Annotated in this window: 25 protein-coding genes; 7 read left to right on the plus strand and 18 right to left on the minus strand. The window is 44.1% G+C overall.

Annotated features, from left to right (window positions below):
- Positions 1-163: 163 nt before the first annotated feature.
- Together AM506_RS02375 and AM506_RS02380 are read right to left on the minus strand one after the other, a co-directional pair.
- Positions 164-475, minus strand: coding sequence for an AzlD domain-containing protein (locus AM506_RS02375; protein ID WP_060670417.1), 312 nt, complete (start codon positions 473-475; stop codon positions 164-166).
- A complete protein-coding gene (locus AM506_RS02380; protein WP_060670419.1) occupies positions 468-1,190 on the minus strand; it encodes an AzlC family ABC transporter permease in 723 nt (240 codons plus the stop codon). The genes AM506_RS02375 and AM506_RS02380 overlap by 8 nt, the downstream gene beginning before the upstream one ends.
- A gap of 103 nt (positions 1,191-1,293) precedes the next feature.
- Here AM506_RS02380 and AM506_RS02385 point away from each other — a divergent pair, with 103 nt between their 5' ends.
- Together AM506_RS02385 and AM506_RS02390 are read left to right on the plus strand one after the other, a co-directional pair.
- Positions 1,294-1,851 carry a helix-turn-helix domain-containing protein gene (locus AM506_RS02385; protein ID WP_060670421.1) on the plus strand — a complete coding sequence of 186 codons (558 nt, stop codon included), beginning with the start codon at positions 1,294-1,296 and terminating at the stop codon, positions 1,849-1,851.
- Between the two features lie 104 nt (positions 1,852-1,955).
- Complete coding sequence (locus tag AM506_RS02390; RefSeq protein ID WP_235576023.1) at positions 1,956-3,026, plus strand: CotH kinase family protein; 1,071 nt, start codon at positions 1,956-1,958, stop codon at positions 3,024-3,026.
- Positions 3,027-3,068: 42 nt separating this feature from the next.
- Here the strand turns inward: AM506_RS02390 and AM506_RS02395 are convergent, their stop codons facing one another.
- The 6 genes from AM506_RS02395 to AM506_RS02420 form a co-directional block, all read right to left on the minus strand.
- Positions 3,069-4,319: a YeeE/YedE family protein gene (locus tag AM506_RS02395; RefSeq protein ID WP_060670425.1), complete on the minus strand. Its 1,251-nt coding sequence runs from the start codon at positions 4,317-4,319 to the stop codon at positions 3,069-3,071.
- Between the two features lie 131 nt (positions 4,320-4,450).
- Positions 4,451-5,353, minus strand: coding sequence for an AEC family transporter (locus tag AM506_RS02400; protein ID WP_060670426.1), 903 nt, complete (start codon positions 5,351-5,353; stop codon positions 4,451-4,453).
- Positions 5,354-5,423: 70 nt separating this feature from the next.
- Positions 5,424-6,746 carry a 2-hydroxycarboxylate transporter family protein gene (locus tag AM506_RS02405; protein WP_060670428.1) on the minus strand — a complete coding sequence of 441 codons (1,323 nt, stop codon included), beginning with the start codon at positions 6,744-6,746 and terminating at the stop codon, positions 5,424-5,426.
- Positions 6,747-6,947: 201 nt separating this feature from the next.
- Positions 6,948-7,658: a response regulator gene (locus tag AM506_RS02410; RefSeq protein WP_060670430.1), complete on the minus strand. Its 711-nt coding sequence runs from the start codon at positions 7,656-7,658 to the stop codon at positions 6,948-6,950.
- Entirely contained in the window at positions 7,651-9,252 is a 1,602-nt protein-coding gene (gene dcuS / locus AM506_RS02415; protein WP_060670432.1) for a DcuS/MalK family sensor histidine kinase, read from the minus strand. The genes AM506_RS02410 and dcuS overlap by 8 nt, the downstream gene beginning before the upstream one ends.
- A 329-nt stretch (positions 9,253-9,581) precedes the next feature.
- A complete protein-coding gene (locus AM506_RS02420) occupies positions 9,582-10,358 on the minus strand; it encodes an enoyl-CoA hydratase-related protein (protein WP_060670434.1) in 777 nt (258 codons plus the stop codon).
- A 152-nt stretch (positions 10,359-10,510) separates the two neighbouring features.
- On the opposite strand from AM506_RS02420, the gene AM506_RS02425 reads away from it, so the two are divergent.
- Entirely contained in the window at positions 10,511-10,813 is a 303-nt protein-coding gene (locus AM506_RS02425) for a hypothetical protein (RefSeq protein ID WP_060670435.1), read from the plus strand.
- Between the two features lie 40 nt (positions 10,814-10,853).
- Here the strand turns inward: AM506_RS02425 and AM506_RS02430 are convergent, their stop codons facing one another.
- From AM506_RS02430 to AM506_RS02440, 3 genes are all read right to left on the minus strand, one after another.
- Positions 10,854-12,410, minus strand: coding sequence for a fatty acid--CoA ligase family protein (locus AM506_RS02430; protein ID WP_060670438.1), 1,557 nt, complete (start codon positions 12,408-12,410; stop codon positions 10,854-10,856).
- A gap of 149 nt (positions 12,411-12,559) precedes the next feature.
- Positions 12,560-13,546, minus strand: coding sequence for a lipoate--protein ligase (locus AM506_RS02435; protein ID WP_060670440.1), 987 nt, complete (start codon positions 13,544-13,546; stop codon positions 12,560-12,562).
- Positions 13,547-13,557: 11 nt separating this feature from the next.
- Positions 13,558-14,292, minus strand: coding sequence for an MBL fold metallo-hydrolase (locus tag AM506_RS02440; protein ID WP_060670442.1), 735 nt, complete (start codon positions 14,290-14,292; stop codon positions 13,558-13,560).
- Positions 14,293-14,488: 196 nt separating this feature from the next.
- On the opposite strand from AM506_RS02440, the gene yhfH reads away from it, so the two are divergent.
- A complete protein-coding gene (yhfH, locus tag AM506_RS21980) occupies positions 14,489-14,623 on the plus strand; it encodes a protein YhfH (RefSeq protein ID WP_079533738.1) in 135 nt (44 codons plus the stop codon).
- Positions 14,624-14,687: 64 nt separating this feature from the next.
- Here the strand turns inward: yhfH and AM506_RS02445 are convergent, their stop codons facing one another.
- The 3 genes from AM506_RS02445 to AM506_RS02455 all read right to left on the minus strand — a co-directional run bounded on the left by AM506_RS02445 (position 14,688) and on the right by AM506_RS02455 (position 18,478).
- The gene (locus AM506_RS02445) at positions 14,688-15,440 is read right to left on the minus strand and encodes a FixH family protein (RefSeq protein WP_060670444.1); all 753 of its coding nucleotides are present in this window, start codon (positions 15,438-15,440) and stop codon (positions 14,688-14,690) included.
- A 140-nt stretch (positions 15,441-15,580) separates the two neighbouring features.
- The gene (locus tag AM506_RS02450) at positions 15,581-17,779 is read right to left on the minus strand and encodes a YhgE/Pip domain-containing protein (protein WP_060670446.1); all 2,199 of its coding nucleotides are present in this window, start codon (positions 17,777-17,779) and stop codon (positions 15,581-15,583) included.
- Positions 17,780-17,905: 126 nt separating this feature from the next.
- Positions 17,906-18,478: a TetR/AcrR family transcriptional regulator gene (locus tag AM506_RS02455; protein ID WP_060670448.1), complete on the minus strand. Its 573-nt coding sequence runs from the start codon at positions 18,476-18,478 to the stop codon at positions 17,906-17,908.
- 188 nt (positions 18,479-18,666) lie between these two features.
- On the opposite strand from AM506_RS02455, the gene AM506_RS02460 reads away from it, so the two are divergent.
- Complete coding sequence (locus AM506_RS02460; protein WP_060670450.1) at positions 18,667-20,073, plus strand: LysM peptidoglycan-binding domain-containing protein; 1,407 nt, start codon at positions 18,667-18,669, stop codon at positions 20,071-20,073.
- A gap of 110 nt (positions 20,074-20,183) precedes the next feature.
- Here the strand turns inward: AM506_RS02460 and hemY are convergent, their stop codons facing one another.
- The 3 genes from hemY to hemE all read right to left on the minus strand — a co-directional run bounded on the left by hemY (position 20,184) and on the right by hemE (position 23,748).
- Positions 20,184-21,581, minus strand: coding sequence for a protoporphyrinogen oxidase (hemY, locus tag AM506_RS02465; RefSeq protein WP_060670697.1), 1,398 nt, complete (start codon positions 21,579-21,581; stop codon positions 20,184-20,186).
- A 115-nt stretch (positions 21,582-21,696) separates the two neighbouring features.
- A complete protein-coding gene (hemH, locus tag AM506_RS02470; protein ID WP_060670453.1) occupies positions 21,697-22,629 on the minus strand; it encodes a ferrochelatase in 933 nt (310 codons plus the stop codon).
- A gap of 90 nt (positions 22,630-22,719) precedes the next feature.
- A complete protein-coding gene (hemE, locus tag AM506_RS02475; protein WP_060670455.1) occupies positions 22,720-23,748 on the minus strand; it encodes a uroporphyrinogen decarboxylase in 1,029 nt (342 codons plus the stop codon).
- A gap of 276 nt (positions 23,749-24,024) precedes the next feature.
- Here hemE and AM506_RS02480 point away from each other — a divergent pair, with 276 nt between their 5' ends.
- Both AM506_RS02480 and AM506_RS02485 read left to right on the plus strand, forming a co-directional pair.
- Positions 24,025-24,531, plus strand: coding sequence for an antibiotic biosynthesis monooxygenase family protein (locus tag AM506_RS02480; protein ID WP_060670699.1), 507 nt, complete (start codon positions 24,025-24,027; stop codon positions 24,529-24,531).
- 144 nt (positions 24,532-24,675) lie between these two features.
- Complete coding sequence (locus tag AM506_RS02485; RefSeq protein ID WP_060670457.1) at positions 24,676-25,251, plus strand: cysteine hydrolase family protein; 576 nt, start codon at positions 24,676-24,678, stop codon at positions 25,249-25,251.
- A gap of 92 nt (positions 25,252-25,343) precedes the next feature.
- Here the strand turns inward: AM506_RS02485 and AM506_RS02490 are convergent, their stop codons facing one another.
- Positions 25,344-25,997: a response regulator transcription factor gene (locus AM506_RS02490; protein WP_327205512.1), complete on the minus strand. Its 654-nt coding sequence runs from the start codon at positions 25,995-25,997 to the stop codon at positions 25,344-25,346.
- Positions 25,998-26,010 lie beyond the last annotated feature (13 nt).

Genomic DNA, 26,010 nt, shown 5'->3' on the forward strand with positions numbered 1-26,010 from the left:
TGGCGCCGTTCGTGCATGGAAAATCTTTCATCTGCCATATATTCATTATATCTGCCGGAAGAAGAAAAATTTGTCATTTGTGAAATTTATCTGCCATTCTAAAAAACCCAAAAATCATCCTCAATAAAAAAAGCCACGATTTTAGATCGTGACCAATAAACTCCTACATTAAGAAAACGGAATACAGTGACAAAACTGAAATCGCCCCAATCACCACAAGGATCACATTGGCACCCAAAAACGCGATGGCAAAGGCAGCTACCGTCCCAACCACTCCAAACAGGACATTCCCTTCCTGGATTAACAGGATGCTTGGAAAGATCAACGCACCCAATACGGCAAATGGGACATTTCGCAAAATCCCTTGGAGAAATGGAGGAAGCTCTTTCCCTTTGAACACGAGGAAGGGAAGCATCCTGGGGATGTAGGTGACAATTGCCATCCCGAGGATCATCCACACAATTGCACTATTCATCAGCACTTCCCCCTCTTCTCATCATGTCCACTACCTCCACGATAACAGCCGAAACAAGCGTGGCTGTTACGATCGACCAACCGTTCGAAAGATTTGTGGTGAACAGCAGGATACTATTCAGGGCACCTGCCACAACCGCCAAAAACGTGACCTTGACGCTTTTTTTCATGGAAGGAACGAGAAGACCGACAAACATGGCATAAAGAGCAATCGTCATGCTGGCTTGAAGGAATTCCGGGAGAATTTCTCCGATAAAATATCCCACGCCGGAGTTCACGACCCAGCTTCCATATGAAATGAGGATGACCCCAAAGGCAAACCCCGTCCGTACTTTCCCCTCTTTGATACTGATGACCGAAAAGGTTTCATCCGTGATGCCGAACGCATAGAAAAGTTTCTTAAACAAACGGTCTTCCTCAAGCTTCTCGCTTAGCGACGCAGACATGAGAAAGTGACGGATGTTAACGATGAACGTGGTAAAAATGATCTCGATGACCCCGGTTCCAACCGCAATCAAACTCAGTGATATGTATTGAGCGGCACCTGCAAAGACAAGCATGCTCATCAGAATTGTCTCCGTCACCGTAAGCCCCGTAGTCCGTGCCAACAGTCCAAACGTCAGGGCGACAGGCATATACCCAATGGCAATGCTGATGCCCCCCTGCAGGCCATAGCGAAAATCACTCACTTTTTTCGAAGAAAGAAGTGCTTCCATCCCCTCACATCCTTTATAATAAGTGTTATTCACTGTTTTAATTTTTTGATAATTTATTATATTATACATATAGACGTTATGTTAGACAAGAGGAGTTTTGTTCATGGAAAATTTCCCGATACAAATTGGTGATAATATCAGAAAGATCCGGAGAGAACGGGGGTTCAGCCTTGAACAAATGGCTGAGCGGACAGGGGTCAGCAAGGCGATGATCGGTCAAATTGAACGGGGTGATTCGAATCCTACCGTTGCAATTCTGTGGAAGATTGCCAATGGCTTGAAGGTATCCTTTTCTTCCCTCATCGAAAAGCCGAGCAGCCTGGTGTCCATCATTCATTATGAAGACGTGCAGCCTGTGCTTGAAGATGACGGGAACTACATCGTATATCCCATCTTCCCTTTCGATCCCTTAAAGAAATGGGAAAGCTATCGGGTGGAAATGAAACCGGGCTGTACCTATCGGAATGAAGGACATACGAAGGGTGTGGAGGAATACATCACGGTCCTTTCAGGAGTGATTTCCCTGAAGATTGCAGAGGAAAAGTATGAATTGACGGCAGGAAGTTCGATTCGATTCGCCGCCGACTCCGGTCATGAATACTCCAACGAGTCGAATCAAGAAGCTGTCTGCCAAATGGTCATCTATTACGGGGAAGAATAAAGCAGTCATGAAATGGGACCTCCATTTCATGACTGCTATTTTTCTCGTGTCAAACTTTGGAACTGACCAATATACTATTACATCTTTAAGTTGAGAGGAGAATAATGAACATGACCCCTTCCCTGCCCTCATTTGACCTCCAATTCGATCATGCTGATTTACGGGAGCTGGAACGTGATGTATGGAGTAACACTCCCGTTCCGGCTCAATTGAAAATGGAAGATGCCGTACATGATATCCATATCCGGTACAGGGGATCCTATACAAGGGAATTGGAAAAAAAGTCGTATCATATAGAATTTGCCAACCAACGCGCTTCTGACGAATCATCAGAACTACACTTGAACGCAGAGTCCATTGACCCCTCCCATTTCCGGAATAAACTTTCCCTTGATTTCATGAGGGAAGCAGGCATCCACACACCGGAGAATAAGCATGTATTCCTTACCCTGAATGGAGAGCCTATAGGTTTATACCTTCAGCTTGAATCAGTGGATGAGATCTACCTGAAAAAGAGAGATCTTCCCCCGGGGACGATTTATTATGCTGTCAGCGACAAAGCTGACTTCTCACAAAAGGGAAAACGGGGCCTGACATCAGGATACCAGCGAAAACTCGGAAATATGGAAGATGATCATACACTCATCCACTTCATCAAGAAAATCAATTCACCTTCCACCTTCCTACATGAAATCCCTCGGCTCTTACACATTGAAAACTACTTGAGGTGGCTTGCCGGGGCTGTCTGTACGATGAATAATGATGGATTCACCCATAACTACGCTCTGTATCTGAACAGGAGAGATCAACTATTTTCCATCATACCGTGGGATTACGACGCTACGTTTGGAAGACGTGTGAACGGGGACGTCATGGAATGGGATTATGTGCCGATTACGGGAAAAACGAAAAACAAACTGACCACACAGCTGATGAAACGATCCCGATTCCGGAAATTATATAAGGATATATTGGAGGAAATTCTCGATACGACGTTCACTGTGGCATACCTTGAAGACAAAGTGATGAGCTTACATTCTTCCCTGAGACCCTATATCCTGATGGACCCCCATTTTCAGAAAGATATTGATTTGTATGACCGGGAACCTTCCTTCATCCTTCAGTTCATAGAAGCTCGCGGCGCTTACCTGAGACAGGAATTAAAACATCTCTAGAAAAAAATAAAGCGTGGGAACAAGAATTTCCCACGCTTACCATTAACAGAACGTATCCTTCGGTTTTGGAACGGACAAGCCGAACAGTGGACGAAGATATAGTGCAAGGAATGTGCCGGCAAGGGCCAGGATTCCCCAGATGTACCCATGAAGGCTGAAGGAAGCAATTCCTCCGAAGTACGCACCGATGTTACATCCAAATGCCAATCGGGCACCGTATCCCATCAACAGTCCGCCAATGACCGATGCCATGGCATTTTTACCAGTAATCTTATTGAAACGGAATAACCCTCCGGCTGCAGAGGCAAGGAATGCTCCAAGAATGACACCGAAATTCAATACGGTTGTGGAATCAGCAAAGATTGACGCTTGAAGGGCCTCGGCATTGGCTCCCGACCAATAGCCCCAGCCAGCAACATCCACACCGAACATTCCGGCCACCTTGGATCCCCATAACGCAAAGGCCGACGTAATTCCCCATGGATTTCCCCTTGTCATGAGAGTGAGGGCATTCAATACCGCAAGAACGATGGCAGCTGCAAGAAGCGGCCAGGATCCACGGAAGATCCGCTTCCACCCTTTTGCTGACGGAAGAACTGCCATACGAGGGGGATTCTTCTTCTTTTCAATTCGAAGGGTGACCCATGCAACGAAGGCGAAGAATAACATGGAGACGACCCATGCCCCGAAATAACCTAATCCAGTGGATGTGGCCAGCGAAATCGGCTTAAAGGAAGGAAGCTCCTCTGTCCAAAAGGGAAGATGAGCCGCTCCGACGGTTGCACCTACAATAAAGAATAACAGCGTAATGAACATGACGGAACGTCCTCCGCCAATTGCATAAAGGGTACCCGAAGCACATCCTCCCCCGAGCTGCATCCCGATCCCGAACAGAAAGGCACCAACAATCAGGCTGACACCGACTGGTGACACATAGCCTGCCGCTTCCCCTCCAAAAAATGTGTACCCTGTAGCAAGAATCGGTGCAAACAAGGTAACGGCAACGGCAAGCATCACCATATGGGCACGCATCGCCTGCCCGTTTCCGACAGACATTACCCTACGGAAGGCAGAAGTGAATCCGAATCGTGCATGAAATAATGTATATCCTAACAGAAGTCCGAGAACGAGAAGCACGGTTTGGGCCAATTCCTGTGTAAAGAGCAGGTATAGGCCAAGAACCGCTGATACGATGAGCCCAACAGCCACTAATGACGTCTGTGGTGAGTTCAATTCGGTACTCTTTTTCTCCGGACCTTTTTGTTCATTGATTGGTTGAACATAGTCAGCCATAGCAAATCCTCCTTAATCTTATTGATTTGGTTGGAATTCATTTTACAATAGTAATGGATTCTTCGGTTTCTGTCAAAAGATGAGCTTCCATAAAAAAACCACCTGAGCAAGAACGCTCAAGTGGTTTTACACTATGAAACCAGTGCCAACATAACCGGAATCGTCACGATACTCAAAAGGGTCGTGACTAAAGTACTTGCTGACACGAGATCAGGTTCTGTATTGAATTGCAGTGAAAACATCGTTGTATTTGCAGCGGTCGGCATGCTGGCCAATATAATAAGAATCGAACCGAGTGTAGAGGAAATCGGCAGCAGGGAGACGATCGCCAATGCCAGAATTGGCGAAGCGACCATTCTCATGATCACGATGAAGGATAATGCCCTTCTCTCCACTTTCTTCCCTCCAAGCGTGGCCAGCTGCATCCCAAGAACCACCATGATTGTAGGAATCGTTGCTTGGGAGATCAAATCTATCGTTTGAGTTAAAAATAGTGAAACGTGAAGATGCAATACTTGAAAGGCAAGCCCGATAAACGCTCCATACAAGATTGGCATCTTGACGATCTTTATCCAGATTTCCTTCGGTCCCCTTGCTTTGTCACTCCCGCTAATGGCGTAGTATAAACCAATCGTATTCATGAGGAACGACTGAATCACCATCATGATGACCGCATAGCGAAAACCGAGTTCGCCAAACCCGAACAGAATGATGGGTACACCGTAATTACCCGAATTCATGAAAACGCCGGAAAGGATCATAGCCGATTCTTTCGGTTTTGAATAATTCCTGATCGCAGCCACTATTTTAACGGAAACAATCAATATTACACAAAGTGCGATACAAAAGAGAAAAATATAAAGATAATCCATATTCAGTTCATTTTCGTAAAAGGTCTTGAACGCCAGGAAAGGATACATTAAGTAGATGGCCATCTTCGAAATCGAATTGATCTCAAAACCAAGTTTCTTTTGTCCTATATATCCAACAGCAAAGACCAGTAAGGCAGGCAGTACAATTAATATTACGTCCATTCATGTCACCACAATCTATTAAAATGAAAGATAGGCCTGACTACTAGAGTCAAGCCTAAGTGTACCACATTTACAAGAGTGGGATAATTAATCCGGCTAACAGCAGGATCAATGCGCCACCCAGTCGTGAAGAAATCTGTGCGAATGGCATAAGCTCCATTCGTTTGGATGCTGACAATACGGCAACATCCCCTGTTCCTCCCATATTCGCCATGCACAGCCCCGCTGTGATAGCTGCTTCGATCGGATAAAAGCCAACCAGTTTCCCAAGGATTGCTGCACCGATGACCGCCCCCAGGACCACTCCGAGTACGGTCAGGATATATTGAAGAGTCAAGGCCTCAAGGACCGTATTCAAATCCGTGTACGCAACACCGATCCCAAATAGTAAAGCGAAAGTCCAGTTAGCGGCTACAAATTGATACCACTGACTCGCTCCCTCTACTACATTTTGTGGAATGATATTTGAAATCTTCGCCACAGCCACTAGAATGATCATGATTGCATAAGGATGAAGCGGAAGAATGGATCCAAGCAAGGTACCGACCGTAAAGAATGTCAGGGCAGCAAGTAAGCCTACTCCCATCTTTTCAATATGATACTTCTGCTTTGTTTTCTCATAGGTAAAGCCTTTCATGAGCTGCCCGTTCCCGCTCAGGGAAGGGACCTTTTTTCCGATAATATCAAGTACCGATGCCAGAATGATGGCAAAAACATTTCCCAACGCAAGTGCCGGTACAAGCATCGATATATAATAGCTCGGATCATTACCCATCATTTCTGAATAGATTTGACTCATTGGCACTGCGCCCGCTCCCATTCCACCACCCATGATTGGCATGGTAATGACAAGGATGGCTTCTTTAAGGGTAAAGCCGACCAGAGATCCAAATATACCTGCTACGATGATTGCTCCTGCCACAGCCCCGAAGATTGGCAAGAAGTAGCGGAGGCCCACCTTTACCAATACTTTCGAATTCATCCCCAATATACTTCCGGTGATTAACGCCGCAATATAAAAATTCAAGAATCCGCCAGACTTCATAAAGTCGGTCATGGATGTGACCGTGTCCTCAGGAAGCAACCCGGCATAGACCATATAAGCCGCGCCGAAAATCGCTATGATAGCACCGCCTCCCAGGAATGTGTTCACGATGGGTGTTCTGTCTCCCGCCCATCCAAATAATTCACCCAGGACCATCATGACAAGAAGGCTTCCGATCATCCCTCCAGGCAGGTTCCCCGTATACATGCTAACCAGCGTAATCCCCGTAAAGATCAGGAACCAAAGGAGCGGCATATTGAAAACCCTTAGAGCACGATCTCTCGTATCCGTCCCATCCTCTTTTGTTTTCTCATTTTCATATGAAAGTGTTGAAGCTGTTTGTCCCATCTTGTTCATCCCCTTTGTCGATTTATACGTACGAACTAAAATGCTGTACCGCTCTTTCCAGCACTCTCTTCCTTACACCCCTGTAATCGCACTTTAGCAACCGCTTACATTTATATTCATTTTATGAAAACGTTTTATGATTTCATAGATTATGAAACTATTGTTTGTTTTTTGAAATTAAAATAAGCAGCCATAAGCTGCTTATAAATAACTTTCGATTCTGGGGATATTCATTTTCTTTAACGTATACCGAAATACCGGCCTTCCGATTCCATAGACCAAGGTTTCATCCACCACCCCGATTTCTTTCAAGAACCTCAGGTACTTTCTGATCGACACCCGTGAGATCGACGTCACATCTGCTATATCATCTGTTGAAAATGACTCCTCTTCGAAACTAACAAGCTCTTGGAAAATAGACGCTAATGTACTTCGAGTCAATCCTTTAGGAAGGGGCACCTCCTCCCGGGTTTGTTGTACTTCCCTTAGTAAAAGTAGATCCAGTTCGTCCTGTCCAATGGTAGAATGCTTATGAAGCATAGAATTACTCTCCCGGTAAGACGTCAACGCTTTTTTAAACCGTTCAAATTCAAAGGGCTTGATTAGATAATCCACAACGCCCATCCTGAGGGCACTTTGAATATTTTCGACTTCTGATGCCGCTGTGATGAGGATGACATCTATTTCCCGTTGTTCTTTGCGTATTTGCTCCAATAAGTCCATTCCCGTTTGTTTCCCGGGTAAATAAACATCCAATAAAATTAAATCGACCTTGTGCTCATTTACCTTCTCCATTGCATCTTCAATAGAATTCGAAATGCCGATTAAATGAAATCCATTGATTTCTTCCAGATACCTTTGATTAAACCGGGCCACCATTGGATCATCTTCCACGATCAATACATTAATCACCCTTCATCCCCTCCTCATATGAAGCCTGAACAATCAAGGTCGTCCCAGAACCTTCCTTCGATTCAACATGCAGGGTCCCATTCAGCTTACCGATACTCTCTTTCACTAGGAAAAGACCGTAGCCCCGTCCTTCTCCCTTGGAAGAATACCCCTTGGTGAAAATATCCTCTACCATATCATCCGGCATCCCTATTCCTGTATCGGTCACAACCATTTCTAACTGACCATCCTGATAAAATATTTCCATCAACACTTCCTTTTCGTCACAATCCATCGTAGCATCAATACTATTATCCAATAGGTTTCCAATGACCGTTATCAGTTCATGGGTAACCGCAGGGTCCCTTGGTTCCGGAAGAAAGTCGTGGCATTCGAAGGTTAACGAAACGTTCTTTTCCCTCGCGTAGCTTAGTTTCCCCATGATAAAACCGGCAAGGGCGGGATCTTTCACTCTAGTGGTCACCATGCTCACTTCGTCGACACGGAAGGAAACCAGTTCTTTCACATACCGGTCTAAATGGCCGTAGTCCCTCATCTTTACGAGTCCCAGAATCACATGCATCTTATTCATGAATTCATGTGACTGGGCCCGTAAAGCTTCCGCATATGATTTTACACCGGTTAGTTGTTCCGCTAATTGATTCACTTCTGTCTTATCACGAAAGGTGGAAATCGCTCCGACCACTTCGTCATTGACGATTAATGGAACCCGGTTCACGAGTATAGATACCCCGTTGATCGTCTGCTCCTCGTCAAGTTCGGGTTTCCCCGTCTCCATCACCCGTTCAAGACGGGTATGCGGCATGTATTCCTTAATGGGCATACCTATCGGATCAGAGCTCAGTCCAGCTTTATTGAATATTTTCAATGCTGATTTATTCGCCAGGGAAATGGTGGTATCTTTATTCACAGCCACTACTCCTTCATGGACAGACTGAAGCATCGTATTCCGCTCCTCCAAGATCTTCGCGATTGCAAAGGGTTCAAGCCCAAATAATATTCTCTTTATATAGCGGGCAATGATAACAGCACCTACGACCCCGACAATGATTCCAAGAGCCGACCCCACTAAAATATTGTAATGGCTTTGATTCAGCGCTTCCTCCACACTATTTAGGGAAATCCCGACAGATACTGCCCCGATCTGTTCATGTTTCTCATTGTAAACGGGAGAAAAAGCCCTGACAGACTTACCTAGAGTGCCTTCAGAAATGGACAGGCTTTCTTTGCCTTCCAACACGTCTTTCTCGTCCCCACCGACAAAGTGCTTGCCGATTCGATCAGGATTGGGATGGGATTTCCTTATGCCCTCCATATCCATCACCACAACAAACAGGACCTCTGCTGAATCTTGGATATCCAAAGTGTATTCTTGTATGTTGTCTTCCTTTTCTTGATTCTGAAGGCCGTTCTTCACAATCGTCGAGTGAGCCACGGTCCTTGACACAATCTTGGCTTTCTCTTCAATATTCGCTTCTATATTATCATTGATCGTCCTTGAAATCAGCAGATCGGTTATGACAAGGGAAACGAGGACAACGACACAGACGAAAAGAATGATGATGGTACTCAGTTTAAGCTTTTTCTTTTTCACGGGAGTCACTCCTGTGCAGTTTGGTATGATTGTCTATTTTACATGAAATCTGGTTTTATGATAGACCCTCGTAAATAAAGAGGCTCCATATGGAACCCCTTAAGAACAACCTGTGAAAGAAAAAATTATTATCAAAACTAACTCGTTTATTTTCAAAAATAGGATTTTATTATCATAAACAAGATTTTATTTTCAAAAACACCACGTTTATTTTCAAAAGTGAATTTCCACCAGTCGTCACCAAAAAAAAGATCCGCCACGAGAGCCAGGCTGGCTCCACAGCAGATCTGCAAACTCACATAAAACATCAATCAGGCAATACGTTCAAATCACTTCCCCTTAAAATCCGGCTTCCGCTTCTGACTGAATGCCAGTAAAGCTTCCACCCGGTCTTCAGTCGGGATCGTGATTTCATATGCCTTTCTCTCAATCTGTAATCCTGTCTGCAGGTCCACGTTCATCCCATTTTTAACAGCAAACTTAGCCTGCTGAAGGGCAACCGGTCCGTTCGCTAACATCGGTTCCACGAATCCGTGGACTTCACCCATGAAATGCTCTTTTTCTACTACCTTCGTAACAAGTCCGATATCCAATGCTTCTTCTGAGGTTAAACGTTTAGCCGTCAAAATAAGTTCAAGGGCTTTGGATTCACCGACCAGTCGCGGTAAACGCTGAGTCCCTCCTGCTCCCGGAATGATGGCAAGACTTGTCTCGGTCAGTCCCATTGTCGTTCCCGCAACAGCTATTCGGAAGTCGCATGCAAGAGCAAGTTCCATCCCTCCCCCGAATGCATAGCCGTTCATAGCAGCAATGGTCGGCTGCGGAAGGGTGGCGACGGATTGAAAGACTTCGCCGATCTTGTAGACGTTGCGAATGACCTGCTGTTCAGTCAAGGTTTTGCGTTCCTTAAGATCCGCTCCGACGGAGAAGGCTTTTTCCCCGCTTCCTGTGAAGATGACGACCCGTACGTCCGGGTTGATTCGGAGTGCTTCGACGACCTGTTGAAGCTCGTTCAGTGTATCGTAATTAAAGGCATTCATTGCATCCGGCCGGTTGATGGTCACTGTTGCAACATTACCCTTTTGTTCTAGTAAAATGGATTCCATGTTTGTTCTCCCCTTTGTATAAGTGTTTCCTCCTTATGTATGATTCGACACGAATCGAGAAAACCCTTTCATTTTTCAAAAGGGCAGAACATTTCCCGTGCTGATGCATAGACTGTTCGTGACATCTACCCATAAAGGAGCTGTATGCTATTATGTATCAACATCCAAATCAAAACCCTTACTTCCAACACCAACAAGCGGACCAATATGTCAATCCGTACTACCGTGAAACGAAAAGCCTTCCCGATCAGTGGGTGGAATATATCCAACCACTCGTGACCCGTGCATTATCGGAGGTGGAAGAAGGTATCAACCTTACTCACCTCTTCCAGGAATTTATCTTATCTGGTGTATTGGTCGGCCAGGGATTCACTCCCGAGCAGGCAATTGAGCAGGTTGAGACGTGGGAAAAAGGTGAATCAAAGCTATTACAGGCCAGTAAAGCTATGAAATGAAAAAAAAAGATGCTCAGTGCTCCACTGAACATCTTCTTTTTTATGACTGAAGTACTTGCTCCTTCAACGCTCTTCTTAAGATCTTTCCTGTTGTGTTTTTCGGCAGTTCCTCAAGGAATTCAATGGCTGCCGGAAGCTTGTATTTTGCAAGATGTTCTTTACAGTATTCCAGCACATCCTGTTCCGTCAGGGATGGATCGCTTTTTACAACATAGCTGCTGACGGCTTCACCAAGTTCAGGATGCGGTACACCGATGACCGCTGCTTCCACGATACCTGGATGATTGTATAGCACTTCTTCGACCTCACGAGGGTAAACGTTGTAACCCCCTACAATGATCAGCTCTTTTTTACGGTCCACAATGTAGAAGTAGCCATCTTCATCCATGCGGGCAAGGTCCCCGGTATATAACCAGCCGTCACGGATCGTTGCGGCGGTTTCTTCTTCCATCTTGTAATAGCCCTTCATGACATTCGGTCCTTTGACGATCAGTTCGCCGACCTGTCCGACAGGGACTTCTTCTCCCATTTCATCGACGACTTTATTCTCCAGGTTCATGATTGATGTTCCGATCGATCCCGGCTTTCTGGGCCGATCCAGCGGGTTGAAGCATGTCACAGGTGACGCTTCGGATAATCCATACCCTTCAGAAATCATGACATTGAATTTCTTTTCAAAGTTTTTCAAGAGAGCCACCGGCAGGGATGCGCCGCCTGAAATACAGAGACGAAGAGATGATAGATCTTCCGGGTCCCCATCAGGATACTGAAACAGGAAGTTGTACATGGTCGGGACTCCGGCGAATACGGTTGGCTGATACGCCTTTGATAACTCAAAAATGGCCTTTGGACTGAAGCGTGGAACGATTAACAAGGTGGCTCCTCTCAAAAGCGGTGCATTCAGGACCACTGTTAAACAGAAAACATGGAACATCGGCAGAGCGGTAATGACGGTATCATCTTCATTCATTCGTAAATAGCTGCCAACGTCGGTCGCATTGGAATAAATATTTTTATGAGTGAGCATGGCGCCTTTTGGTTTCCCTGTTGTTCCGGAAGTGTAAAGAATGATGGCAACCTCATTCTCATCCACTGACTCACCTTTAAAGCCAGGGTCCCCTTTCCCCAAAACACTTGTAAACGATTTCATTTTAGGGTACGCAAGAGAAATTTTGTCTAAATCAATATCCTTCGCCCGTTCATCTCCAGATTCACACAGGATGAAGTGCTCCACATCCGATAACAGATGCTGCATTTTTTCAATTAAAGGCACGAGCAGATCAAGTGTAAGAATGGCCTTCACATCACCATTTTTCAGAATGTAGCCAATCTCATCCGGCGTGTAGATCGGATTGATCGGAATGACCTTTAATCCAAGACGCAGGGCTCCATATAATCCGATGACAAAATGCGGTGAATTCCCCAATACAAGCGCAATATGATCTCCTTTTTTCAGACCCAATTGCTCTAAGCCGCTTGCAAATTTCGATACAGCACCATTCAATTCCCCGTATGTACTTGAGGTATTCAAGAAATGATACGCTGTTTTATCTGCTTTCTCTTGAGCGATTTGATCTAACCGTGTAGCAATATTCAATTGTATCCCTCCCCTTTTTCAATGAAATGAATGAATGGTCATTCATCTAACTATTAAAAGTATTCAAAATATATTCTATATAAAGAATAGTATTAATACAAGTATATTGATGTAAAAAAACCGCCCAATTTGGACGGTTTTTCCATTTATCAATACACTAAATCAACAAATTCATCCTTTGTGATATTACCGAAATAGTGTTGTATATCAACACCTTCCAATGCCCCGGCAATGTCTTTTCGCTCGTAGCGTGTACCTGCCAGCTTTTCTTCGATGTCTTCTACATTTCCCACTCCGAAGAAATCACCGAAGATTTTACAGTTATCAATCTTCCCTTTATTCACTTCGAGGCGGACATCGATTGAACCGACCGGGAAGCGGTGGGAATGCTGGAGATTGAATTTTGGGGATTTCCCATAGTTCCAATCCCAGTTCTGATAGCGTTCTTTTGAAAGTTCATGGATGTTCTTCCAGTCTTCTTCCGTCAGGACATATTCTTCTACGTCGCTCCCTTCAAAGATGAAATCAAGGAGGGTTGAGCGGAAATCTTCTATGGTCATTTGTTCAGTCAGGAATTCTGAAATATTGGCTACACGGCTCCGGATCGATTTAATTCCTTTTGATTCGATCTTGTCTTTTTTCACCCGGAGAGCGGACACGACGTTTTCCATTTCGGAATCGAACAGCAGCGTCCCGTGACTGAACATCCGACCTTTGGTGGAGAACTGGGCATTTCCGGAGATCTTTCTGCCTTCTGCGATGATATCGTTACGACCGCTCAGCTCTGCTTTCACTCCGAGTTTATGAAGGGCCGTTACAACAGGTTCAGTGAATTTTTTGAAATTGTGGAAGCTTTCCCCGTCATCTTTCGTGATAAAGCTGAAGTTCAGGTTTCCCAGGTCATGATACACGGCTCCTCCACCGGAAAGACGGCGTACGACATGAAGCCCCTGTTTCTCCACGTAATCTGTATTGATCTCTTCGATTGTATTTTGATTCTTTCCGATGATGATGGAAGGTTCATTGATGTAAAATAATAAATAACTCTCATTAATATCTAAGTTCTTCAGTGCATATTCTTCTATAGCAAGATTGATCCGCGGATCTGTGATCCCTTTATTATCAATAAATAACATCGTTTTTCCTCCTAAATTTCTACTACCATATCTTTTTCTGCTAATGATACATGACCGCTATAAATCGTTTTCGCTTCTGTAATTAACTGCTCCAAGTCCCCGAAATGAGGCAGATGTGTGAGGATGAGGTTCCGGGCATTGGTTTTCTGAGCAAGTCTTCCGGCGTCGAGACTAGTCATATGACCAGCGTTTGATGCATCCATCTCCCCATAGAAATTACATTCACATAGAAGCAGGTCAGCATCCTGTCCGAATGAAACGAATTCTTCCCTGTAGGCGGAATCTGCTGTATAAAAGAGGGATTCCCCACCTGCTTCGATTCTCATCCCGTAACACGGGACGGGATGCTTGGATTTCACAAACGTGACCGTGAAGGGACCAAGGGATAAAGAAGAGTCCTCCGTATACTCGTGGGCTGTCATTAGATCTTTGTATGTAAGGGAATTGTATCCTTGCTGATCTTCCCGGTGGGCATACACAGGCAGGGTACCTTTGTTTTTACCCAGGAAGTATTGAATCAATAAAGCGTGTTGTAGTACACCTATATCTGCGACATGATCGGGATGATAATGGGACAGAAGGACTGCATCCAACTCTGTTGCTTCTATATGATGTTGAAGATGGGATAGTACACCACTTCCACAGTCAATAAGCAGTTTAAAGCCATTTGCTTCAAGTAAATACCCGGTGCTCGCTTCTCCTGCCTTCGGATATCCGCCCCATTGACCAATAATGGTTAACTTCATGTTTGAACATCTCCTTTCACTTTAGTCTGTACCCCTACTATACTTCATTGTGCCTATTTTTTCATTTTTTCCGCCCATTTTAGAATTTATTGTTGACGAAACTCATACTGTTATAATACAATAAAATAAATTAACACATCAGTTATATAACACGAACAATTGATGGGTGAATACAAATTTACGGAGGGTGATGAACATGGTAAAAAATATTGTTGAGTTCTTTCGAAATTTGCCGCCTAAGTCTTGTGCACAGTGTGGAGATACAATTGAGGAGCAGCATGAATGCTACGGCATTTATTGCGAAAAATGCACGACTGACTACGAATACTGAGTTCATGAAAATCAAGGGGTACGAAAAAGGATGCTCTTCAAAATGAAGAGCATCCTTTTTATGATTATTGTACTTCGACTGTTTCCATTGTGTGCTCGTGAATTTCTTCTCCTTTGGTGACATGGACCTGAACATTATAGGAACCTTTCTCCGGAAATGTATAGGAGCCTTTGTATTCTCCCTTTTCACCTGGATTCAGATCAACCCATTCATGCTTTTCTTGATCCTCCTGATAAATTTCAAAACGGACTCTGGCGTCTTCCAGTGCGTCTTCTTTATTTTCTACATGCACCATCATTTCCGCTACTTCACCAGCTGTGACCACATCCGGCTTCATCAAATGTATGGAAACGGTACTTTCATGGTCACCATGGTGGTGATCTTCACCTGCTTGTCCATGTTCGCCGCCTTCTACTTCTCCAATCGCAATTTCCGTTTTAGGCATCGTATGCATGTCACGGGCCGTTACGTGAACCTGAACAGTATACATTCCGTCTTCTTCAAATGTTTTTTCCGCTTTATAAAGTCCGCCTTTTTCGTGCTTGGCTTCGATCATTTCGCTTTCTTCTTTATGACCATTTTTCCAAATTTCATATTTCACTTCACCTGCATCATCGACGGTATCATCACCTTGAGTGACTTTCGTGGAAAGGGAAACGGGTTCGCCTTTTTCTCCTTTTTCAGGCACGTCTAACTTTGCGTCGATTGCTTCTAATTTTTCGTCCTCTTTTGCTCCGTTATCTTCATTTGTATTACCGCATGCAGCGATAAACAATGCAAGAATCCCTACGAGCATAAACAAACTTATTTTTTTCATGATTGATCCTCCTCGTATCTTTCAGCGTATCACCATTATGTACCTCTCACCATTTAGTATACACGTTCATGTATACCCGGGGTTTGTCCATTTTATGAAGAAAAAACGGCAGATGTGTGTGACATCTACCGTTTTTTTCCTTAAGCTTCTACTGTTTTTGTATATTGTTTCTTGAATAACCCTACAAAGAACACGGCAGTCAATGCAACGAACACAATGAAGTATCCAAGCAGGATGAAGAGGTTTTGCCACATGAAGGCAAAGTCCCCGCTTGAAATGATCGCTTTGAAGGCTGATACCGAGTACGTCATCGGTAACAGCGCACTGATTGGTTGCAGTGCAGTCGGAATTAGTTCGAGTGGGAATGTACCGGCACTCGTTGTTAATTGCAGAATCAAGATGATAATGGCGACGAATCGTCCCGGATCACCAAGGATTGTAACCAGCATTTGAATCAATGCCAGGAATGTAAGACTTGTAATAATAGTAGAAAGTAAGAATAATGGTACACTTTCCACTTCAAGGCCCAATCCGAAGAGTAAGATTGCTGCTGCAATTAGTGATTGGATGATCCCGACTGTCGTAAGGACAGTAAATTTACCCATGAACCAGCTCATTCCGCTGGATGGGCGGTTGGATGGTTCTCGGAGCGGATACACAATCGAGATTAATAATGCCCCTACGAATAGTCCAAGAGATAAGAAATAAGGAGCAAACCCTGTTCCGTAGTTTGGAACATGATTGATTTTCTCGTTTTTCACATCGACTGGACCCGCCATCATGTCATACGTATCGTCATCCGCTTTGACACCGTTGGCTTCTTTTGCTGCATCTTTTAATTTCGCTTCGTATTCCGTTGTTCCGTCTGATAGTTTCGTTGAACCGTCTGCGAGCTCAGTGGAACCATCGGCGAGTTTCCTTGATCCGTCTGCCAGCTGATTGGACCCATCATATACCCGGTTAAGTCCTGAGCTCAGCTCATTTGCTCCTGAAGCAAGACCTACCGTTCCCTGGTATACATCACCAAGTTTTTGATTTAATAAACCGTAGTTTTCCACCACTTTGTTTTGACCGGCTACAAGCTGATTCGAGCCTTCGTCAAGCTGTGCCGAACCTGCTACGAGTTGATCCACGCCACCCTGAAGTTTCTTCTGGCCTTCATTTAATGCACCGATGCCACCCGCAAGCGAGTTCGCTCCTTTTTGAAGTTCGCCAGCACCATTACTTAAAGCACCTGTACCTGTCTGAAGTCCCGATGCACCTTGCTTAATCTGATCGATGGCTGCCTGAAGTTCAGCCTTCTTTTCTTCCGGAAGGCTTCCCATGAATGGAGCCAATTCTTCTTCAAGCTTTGAAGCCCCGGCACCAATCGCCTGAGCGCCTGCTTGCGCGCTATCGGCCCCACCTTTCAGGGCACCGATTTTTTCTGCAAGGGTTTGGGAACCTGCCTGCAATTTAGCCGTATTGTCAACGGCACTATCAAGCCCAGCGTCCACTTGTTCCAAACCGGCCTTGCTTTTATCGATTCCGGCAGCAAGGGAATTCAACCCGGATTGGACATCCTGCGTTCCTTTATATAGCTGCTGGGATTTATCCGTCATGACACCGACCCCGTCAGATAATTCCTGAGAACCTTTTGCGAGTTTTTCGGCACCTGCACGGGTTTTAGCCACGCCGTCTGTCATCTCGACGTTCTTTTCAGCAAGAACAGCTAAATTGTCCTTTAGCTTCTTGGCACCTTGAGAAAGATCAATGGCCCCATTGTTGATTTCCCCCGCTTTGTCACTGGCAGTCTGGAAACCATCTCCCATTTCCTGAATCTTATCAAACATTGTTTCTGCATACGTTTCTGAAACGGATTTAGAGAGACTCGCTTTGATCTCTTTCATAGCCGTATCCCCGATTTGAGCTGATAAGAAGTTAAAGCTCTCATTCGGGACATATTTCAGAGAAAGTTTTTGAGGATTCTCTTCTAACAGCGTAGTGCCGTTTTCAGAGAAATCCTCTGGAATTTCCACAAGCATATAGTAGTCTTGTTTCTCCAGATTCTTGTATCCTTCTTTTTTATCGACGAAGTGAAAATCGAACTGATCGCTTTCCTTCAGCTTATCAACAAGCTCCGATCCGATGTGCAGCTCCTTACCATCAAACTCTGCACCCTTGTCACTGTTCACAACAGCTACAGGAAGATCTGAAAGCTGTTCGTACGGATCCCAGAATGCCCATAGGAACATGCCGCTGTATAGTACAGGAATAAATAGCACGGCAAGGATCGGGATGAGCAATTTCTTATTGCGAAAAATCGCTTTGAATTCTGAACCAATAAATGATTTTTTCATGTCTTCCTCCTATGTTTTATCTAAATAATTGAACCATTGACCAATAAATCGAAACGGTCATTCCAAGGTAAAAAATAAATGACTATTTTATTCAATTGGTCATTTTTTCCTAAAAATGAAGGACTATCAGTTTGATAACCCTTTAATGATATACAGCTCAAACAGGTCGGCTATTTCATCTTTATCGAGTGGACCATGTGTACGTTCCCAATCAAAGATCAGGGAAACGTATAGCTTCAACAGGACAAATGCCGTCATTTCCGGGTTGCAGGGCTTAATCGCTCCTGAAGCAACGGCCTTTTCAATCCGGTGACTCAAGAATTCTATGACCACTTTTTCCATGCGGTCAATGACCTCGGATACAGCAGGTGTTCCCATTTCACGAGCTTCCTGATATAACTTGATCGTCAGCTTATGCTCTTTTCGAAATTCGAGAAGACGAAACAACGCACGGTGGACATTTTCAGAAAAGGTAGCATCGGGATTAATCACTTCTTCTGCTTCAAAGGTCATCTCATTAATTAACGATGAAACGATCTCGTCGAACAATTCTTCCTTATTCTTAAAGAATGTATAAATCGTTCCTTTTCCCACATTCGCAATTTTAGCTACTTGATCCATCGTCGTGGCTTTATATCCAAACAATGAAAAAGAATTGGTAGCTGCCTCGAGGATCTGTTTCTTTCGATCAATCGCCATGAATTCACTCCTCTCGTTTGACCGTTTGACCATATTTGTAATTTAGTCATTTTGTTAACATTGATAAATTTATCACATCTGCAAGGATTACACAAGTGATATTTTTCATTTTCTTTACCCCTGTTCCTTCATATCGAATAAGCCCTGTTGAATAGGCTATAGATATAAGACGGTTCAGGAGGTGTCATATGAATATTTACGTAGTAAAAAGCGGGGATACACTCTGGTCGATTGCATCGAGGTACGGGGTTGAGGTGAACCAGATCTCTTATGGAAATCAGTTAAAAAACCCGAATCTACTTGTTATCGGACAAAGCCTTCTCATCCCGGAACCTTTAAAAGAATATATCGTCCAACCAGGGGATTCGCTCTATAAGATCAGTCAAAAGTATTATATGGATCTCAATGAACTACAGACATTCAACCAGATCTCTGACCCTTCCACACTATTTATCGGTCAGTTGATCGTAATGCCTGCTTTCATTCATACCGTTCGAACAGGTGATACCCTTTATACCATTTCCTATAATTATAAAGTTCCCATGCAAGAGATTTTAAATGCGAATGCCATCTCGAATCCATCCCTTATCTACCCTAATCAACAGATTCGGATCCCGAACACGAAGCCGGTGATTGAGGTGAATGCGTACACCACGAGGACCGACAGTCAAGGAGTAGCCGAAGTGAATGGGCTGGGAAGCTACTTCACATACCTTGCTCCTTTTACCCATTCCATTACAAAAGAAGGCTCGATTACAGAACTGAACGATACCGGTCTAATTTCGGCTGCGGATAATCAAAACGTCGATCCGCTATTGGTACTGACCAATTATGTGGACGGCAAATTCAACTCCGATCTTGTTGCAACGATATTAAGAAGTGAATCACTGCAAAACACATTAATCTCTTCCATACTGAAGAAAATGGAAGAGAAGGGCTATAAAGGATTGAACATTGATTTCGAATACGTTTACCCCGAAGACCGGGAAAATTATAATTCCTTTTTAAGGAGGACGGTCTCTGCATTGAAACCAAAAGGCTATTCTGTCTCAACTGCACTCGCACCAAAAATCAAGGGAGATCAAAAAGGGCTATTATACGAAGCCCATGACTATAAGGCTCACGGAGAAATCGTCGACTTTGTTGTCCTTATGACTTACGAGTGGGGATGGGCAGGCGGGAAACCATGGGCGATTGCACCTATCAATGAAGTGAAAAAAGTACTGGACTACGCCGTGACAGTCATACCCCGCAATAAAATCCTCATGGGGGCTCCTTTATATGGTCGAGACTGGAAACTCCCATGGGTGGATGGGACCTTTGCGAAAACCGTCTCTCCTCAGGGTGCCATTGACCTTGCAAGCAAATATGGGGTGCGGATTCAATACAATGACCAATACGAGTCTCCATTCTTCAAATATTGGGATGAATCAGGGCAGCAGCATGAAGTCTGGTTTGAAGATGCAAGAAGCATGCTTTCAAAGCAAATGGTGGTGGATGCCTATAAATTAAGGGGACTAAGCTACTGGGTGCTAGGTTCTGCCTTTCCACAGAATTGGGTGCTTCAGCATTCAAGATATCGGGTGGTGAAGTAGGACGCACCTTCAATAGAGGGTGCCTTCTTTCATCTGTAAGTGCGGCATAGAGAAACTTCCGGATGCCCACAAAAAAAGACCACCAGTTTCCCGGCAGTCTTCAAAATTAACTAGTTCAAATAATCCAACACTTTCGATACGGTTCTCTCCCCCTGCCCGATGCAGTCGGGAATACTCAATCCATCATATGAACTCCCGGCGATAAATACTCCTGGCAGAGTGGCCTCTGCTTGATCATACATACTTTGAATTCGTTCCCTGTGGCCAACCGTGTATTGAGGCATTGAATTTTTATAGCGTGAGACGATTGTGAAATCAGGCGGACCTTCAATTTCCATGATCTTACTCAAATCATCGAGCACGATTTGCTCGATGTGGTCATCGGATAAATCCACGATGGTTTCGTCACCGGACTTGCCAAGGTAGCAACGCAATAATGCTTTTCCTTCCGAAGCCGTATGTGGCCATTTTTTATGTGTCCACGTTCCCGCAGTCAGGGAGTAATCGCTATTTCTCGATACCAGGAACTCTGTTCCGGCGATATCTTTCTTTATGGCCTCTTGTGAGAATCCCATTGCAACAGTCGCCACTGACGTAGCAGGCATCTCCTTCAGAAAATGTAAGAATGGATAGGAGGGAAACATGGATTGCAATACGTGATGCGGGGTCGTGACGATGACGCTGTCAGCTTCCATTTGATCCCCGTTCGTGAAAGTGATTGTATAGTCATCGCTGATCTCTTTTTCTATGTTGGTCACCTTCATGCTCTTGTATACCGTATTTGGTTCCAAACTTGCTTCCATGGCATCGATCAATGATTGAAGACCCTCGGTAAAAGTCAAGAAGTTCCCTTCTTCGTTTGATTCTCCCGCTTGTCCGCTCTTTTTGATGCCGGCTATTAAACTCCGATGTTTCTGTTCCAATTCATAGAGTTGCGGAAATGTAGACATTAAGCTTAGTTGATCAATATCCCCGGCGAATATGCCCGTTAAGAGCGGTTCGATCAAGTGGTCAACAACCTCATCCCCCATTCTTCTCCTGAAGAATTTACCCAATGATTGATCTTCTCTTTCCTGGGAGCGTGGAAGGATAAAATCCGCAGCAGCCCTCATTTTTCCTGATAGTGAAAATAAACTTGTTGTGATGAAAGGGGCGATTTGGGTTGGAATTCCTACAATGGATCCCCCGGGTATTGGATAAAGTTCACCACCGGCTATACAGTAGGAAGTGCCTTTGCGATTTCGAACGAGCTTGTCTTCCATACCCAGTTTTTCCGCTAAACGGGAGATTTCAGTTTTGCTTGATAAACAAGAGTCGGGTCCCTTTTCGATGATATAGCCGTCCTTATTGAGGGTTTGGACCTTGCCGCCTAACCGATGGGTGGCTTCTACAAGCTTTACTTCGATGGGCAGGTTTTCTTCTTTTATTTTCTGTTGCAGATAGTAGACCGTGGTTAAGCCGGTGATCCCCCCACCAACGACTACAATCTTTTTGGTTTGTTGTTCCAACACGTTCATCGCCTTCTTTAACGAAATATCTTCATGTTCAATAATAGAGAAGGACTAAAGCGGTGAGAGTGAACCCACTCGCTTCAGTCCTTCCTGTACAGCCAAAAACGGGAAATTATTTTTTAAGGTGCTTTAACACGACATCAGCCATGGCATCAATGAATTCCGGTTTGGCATTGGGCATTTCCGGACGATAGTAGGAAGCTCCGATATCATCTGTTACGACTTTACATTCATAATCATTGTCATAGAGTACTTCAAGATGATCAGCTACAAATCCTACCGGGGTGTAAACAAACGTTGTATAGCCCTTATCTCTGTGAAGATCCCTTGTCAGATCCTGAACGTCAGGACCGATCCATGGGTCGGGAGTGTTCCCTTCACTTTGCCAGCCTACTGCATAATCCGTGACGCCAGCTCCCTCTGCAATCATCTTCGCCGTTTCTTCTAATTGCTTCGGATATGGATCTCCGGATTGCAGAATGCGTTCAGGAAGGCTATGTGCAGATACAATGAGAACCGCTTTGTTTCGCTCTTCATCACTCATTCCTGCAAAGGTTTCCTTTACCCTGTCCACCCAGTACTGAATGAATTTAGGTTCCTCATACCAGCTTTCAATCGATGTGATCTTTGGACCGCCGATCTTTTCCGCCGTTTCTTTCGCACGTCCATTGTATGATTTGACGCTGAACGTGGAGAAATGAGGTGCGAGTACGATGGACACTGCTTCTTCAATGCCGTCTTGATGCATTTGTTCCACAGCGTCTTCTACGAACGGTTCGATATGCTTTAGCCCAAGATACATTTTAAATTCAATGTTGTCTTGGACCGTATTCAAATGCTCCTCCAGGCTTTTCGCCTGATCAAGGGTGATCTTCGCCAGTGGGGAAATCCCCCCGATCGCCTCGTAACGTCCCCGCAGGTCTTCAAGCAGTTCACTGGAAGGGACTCTTCCATGACGGATATGTGTATAATAGCGTTCCAGATCTTCTTCTTTATATGGTGTACCATAGGCCATCACCAATAGGCCCATTTTCTTCTTTGACATACCATTTCACCTCATTGTCAGTTTCATACATTACATTATTGTGCCATGTTTCTTTAATAGAATCCATTTATAGAGACGTGTGGATGTTCTCTACCTGGCACTGTATTCATGCACAAAGGATGCTAATCGCTTTAGTGTATCTGGATTGACTTGAGGGAATACTCCGTGTCCGAGGTTGAAAATGTGGCTTAGGTCCTTCCCTTGATCCAGGATCTCTTTAGCTTTTTCTTCAATTACGTCCCATGGGGCAAGCAGGATAGCAGGATCCAGATTACCCATCACCGTTTTGGATATGCCTCTTTCTGCTGCTTCTTTAATCGGCAATCTCCAATCAAGTCCGACTACATCGATGGGAAGATCATGCCACTCATTTGCAAGGTGGCTTGCACCGACACCAAACATGATCAATGGTACATTCTCTTCCTTCAATTCATTAAAGATTCTTTCCATGACCGGTTTGATGAATGTACGGTAATCCTGTACATTCAATGCACCTACCCAAGAGTCGAATATTTGGAAGGCAGACGCCCCGGCTTTGATTTGGGCTTTCCCATAAGTGATTGTCATCGCTGCCAATTTATCCATTAAAGCAAACCATGCTTGTGGTTCTGCATACATGAACGCTTTTGTTTTATTATAGTTTTTGGAAGGACCGCCTTCAATCATATAGCTCGCCATCGTAAACGGAGCTCCGGCAAAACCGATCAACGGGACCGATAATTGTTCCTGTGTCAGTAACTTGATTGTGTCCAATACGTAAGGAACATCCTGTTCGGGATTGATTTCTCCAAGCTTTTCAACATCAGCAACCGTACGGATAGGGTTATCGATCACAGGACCGATGCCTGATTTGATTTCGACATCCACTCCAATCGAAGGAAGAGGTGACATGATATCCTTATAAAGAATGGCTGCATCGACATTATATTGTTCCACAGGCAGCCTTGTCACATATGCACAAAGTTCAGGCTGGTGCGTGATCTCAAAAAGAGAATATTTCTCCTTGATCTTCCTGTATTCAGGCTGTGAACGACCCGCCTGCCTCATATACCAAACCGGAGTATAATCCGTTTTCTCTCCCCTTGCCGCTCGTAAAAAAGTATCATTCATCTGTTTCATACCTTTGTTCGTCCACCTTTCTATGTAACTCCATTAACCCTATTGTAAACTAATTTGAGTAGATTCTAAAATTGTCCTATATTTAATATGAACGTACAGATTGTAACCCTTTTAAACTATAGACGTTTTAGGGAGAATTGTATAGTTATCAAGGGAAAATGTCATAAATTTGCCGATTTTTGAAGGGTGGTAAAAAAATATCCATCATTCATGTTACAAGAGAGACAGAAAAGGGAAGAGTATAATAGAAGTGACTACTTTATTGAGGTGATTTGGATGAAGATCTATATGACTACAGGTACACATGATTTCCTACAAAAAATAATGGATCAGCACGCGGGGGAAAAAATGATTTTAATGCAGGGCGAAGATGCACTGCTTTTACATGAAACAAGTGGAGAAAGTGTCTTTGAATCTCCTCGCCGCTATGAGGTTGTTGATCAATCGGGGGAACTTGAAAGCAAAGGATACGTTGTCTTCAACAACATCCCCGTATCAGACGAAGGCAGGCCGCTTTTTGAATACCGGTTTAAAAATCGGGCGGGTTTGATTGAAGAGGTACCAGGGTTTACCGCGATTCGGGTTCTTAGACCACTCGACAACGATACATATGTGATCATGACCCTCTGGGAGGACGAACGAAGCTTCCTTGGCTGGCAGGAATCCAAACAATACGAGAAGGCTCATGCAAAGAGGGGCACTGAAGAAGGAATTGATAATCAAAAGGATATATTCCCACGTGCTTCCTATGTAAGTAAATACTATGTTTCTGGTCAATCCTGAAGAAAAAGCTGCCAATTCCGGCAGCTTTTTTCTTTTTCAATCTTTACAATTGCTTTGAAGGTGTACATACATAATTACAAATGATTAACAGTATACTTAATCGTATTGGTTTGAGACATCCTGAATGAAAGGAGAGGAGTTCCGATGAGTGAAACATGTTTGATCCTGGTTGATTTTCAAAAGGCATTTAGTGATTCTTCTCGGGGAAAGCGGAATAATCCCAGTATGGAAAAGAACGCTTTTCAGCTTTTGAACGGCTGGAGAGAAAAGGCCTGGCCGGTTGTACACGTGCAACATTCTTCTTTCGATATGGAATCACCACTTCATTCAAGTTCAGCAGGTTTTGATTTTATAGATAGTTTCCGTCCTGTACAAAAAGAAAAACACATCATTAAGCATGTCAATAGCGCTTTTATCGATACAGATCTGGATTTATATTTAAAACGGGAAAAATATAAATCCCTTGTTGTAATGGGGTTCACGACGAATCACGCAATTTCCACTACTGTCCGTATGGCCGCGGATCTGGGGTATGAAGTGACAGTCCCTTATGATGCCACTGCATGCTTTGAAACCTATTCGTTTGACGGTTCCCTATTTTCCGCTGAAATTGTTCATGGTCTGTCCCTGGCAAATCTACACCAAGAATTTGCCTCCATCTCTTCAACGGAGTCCCTGCTATCATCCCGATTGAAATTAACGAAGCCGGTCATTTTATAATAATTATTTTCGATTTCAGCAGAATGGGCTTAGTCAATGGGAATGCTTTCATTCCTTTTGACTAAGCCCATTCTGCTTTTCATAAAACTTCTCTACTCTTCCCTTCCGGCTTTATGCAAGATCCCGTTTCGATTTGCATAAATGGCTGCCTGGGTCCGGTCTGCTACTCCAAGCTTACTCAAAATATTACTCACATGGGTCTTGACGGTCTTGATTCCGATAAATAACTCTTCTGAAATTTCCTGATTCGTCATGCCCTCACCCAAACATTTCAACACATCCATTTCCCTTGTCGTAAGTTCTTCATGAGCCTTCCTTTCCTGCGGTCGGAATCGGTTCATCATCTTATCGGCTACCTTGCTTGCTATGACAGACTCACCCTTAACCGCTTTATAAACCGCCCCGGCTACTTCTTCTGCACTTGCCGTCTTCAATAAGTAACTATGGGCACCTGCTTCGATTGCGGGAAACACCTTTTCATCGTCATAATAGCTTGTTAGGATGATAATTTTACAGTGAGGATGAAAGGATAGGATCTTCCTTGTGGCTTCGATGCCATTTCCATTCTCCATTAATAAATCCATTAATATTACGTCTGGCTTATACAGCTTGGCAAGCTGAGCCGCTTCATTCCCGCTTTTCGCTTCTCCAAGAAAGTCAATTCGATCTTCTGTCAGCAAATAGGTTTTCATGCCCAGCCGTACCATCTCATGATCATCGACAATCATCACTTTAATCTTTTCCAAGTGTCTTCCCCCT

It is taken from the genome of Rossellomorea vietnamensis (assembly GCF_001305855.1).
GTDB lineage: Bacteria > Bacillota > Bacilli > Bacillales > Bacillaceae_B > Rossellomorea > Rossellomorea vietnamensis_A.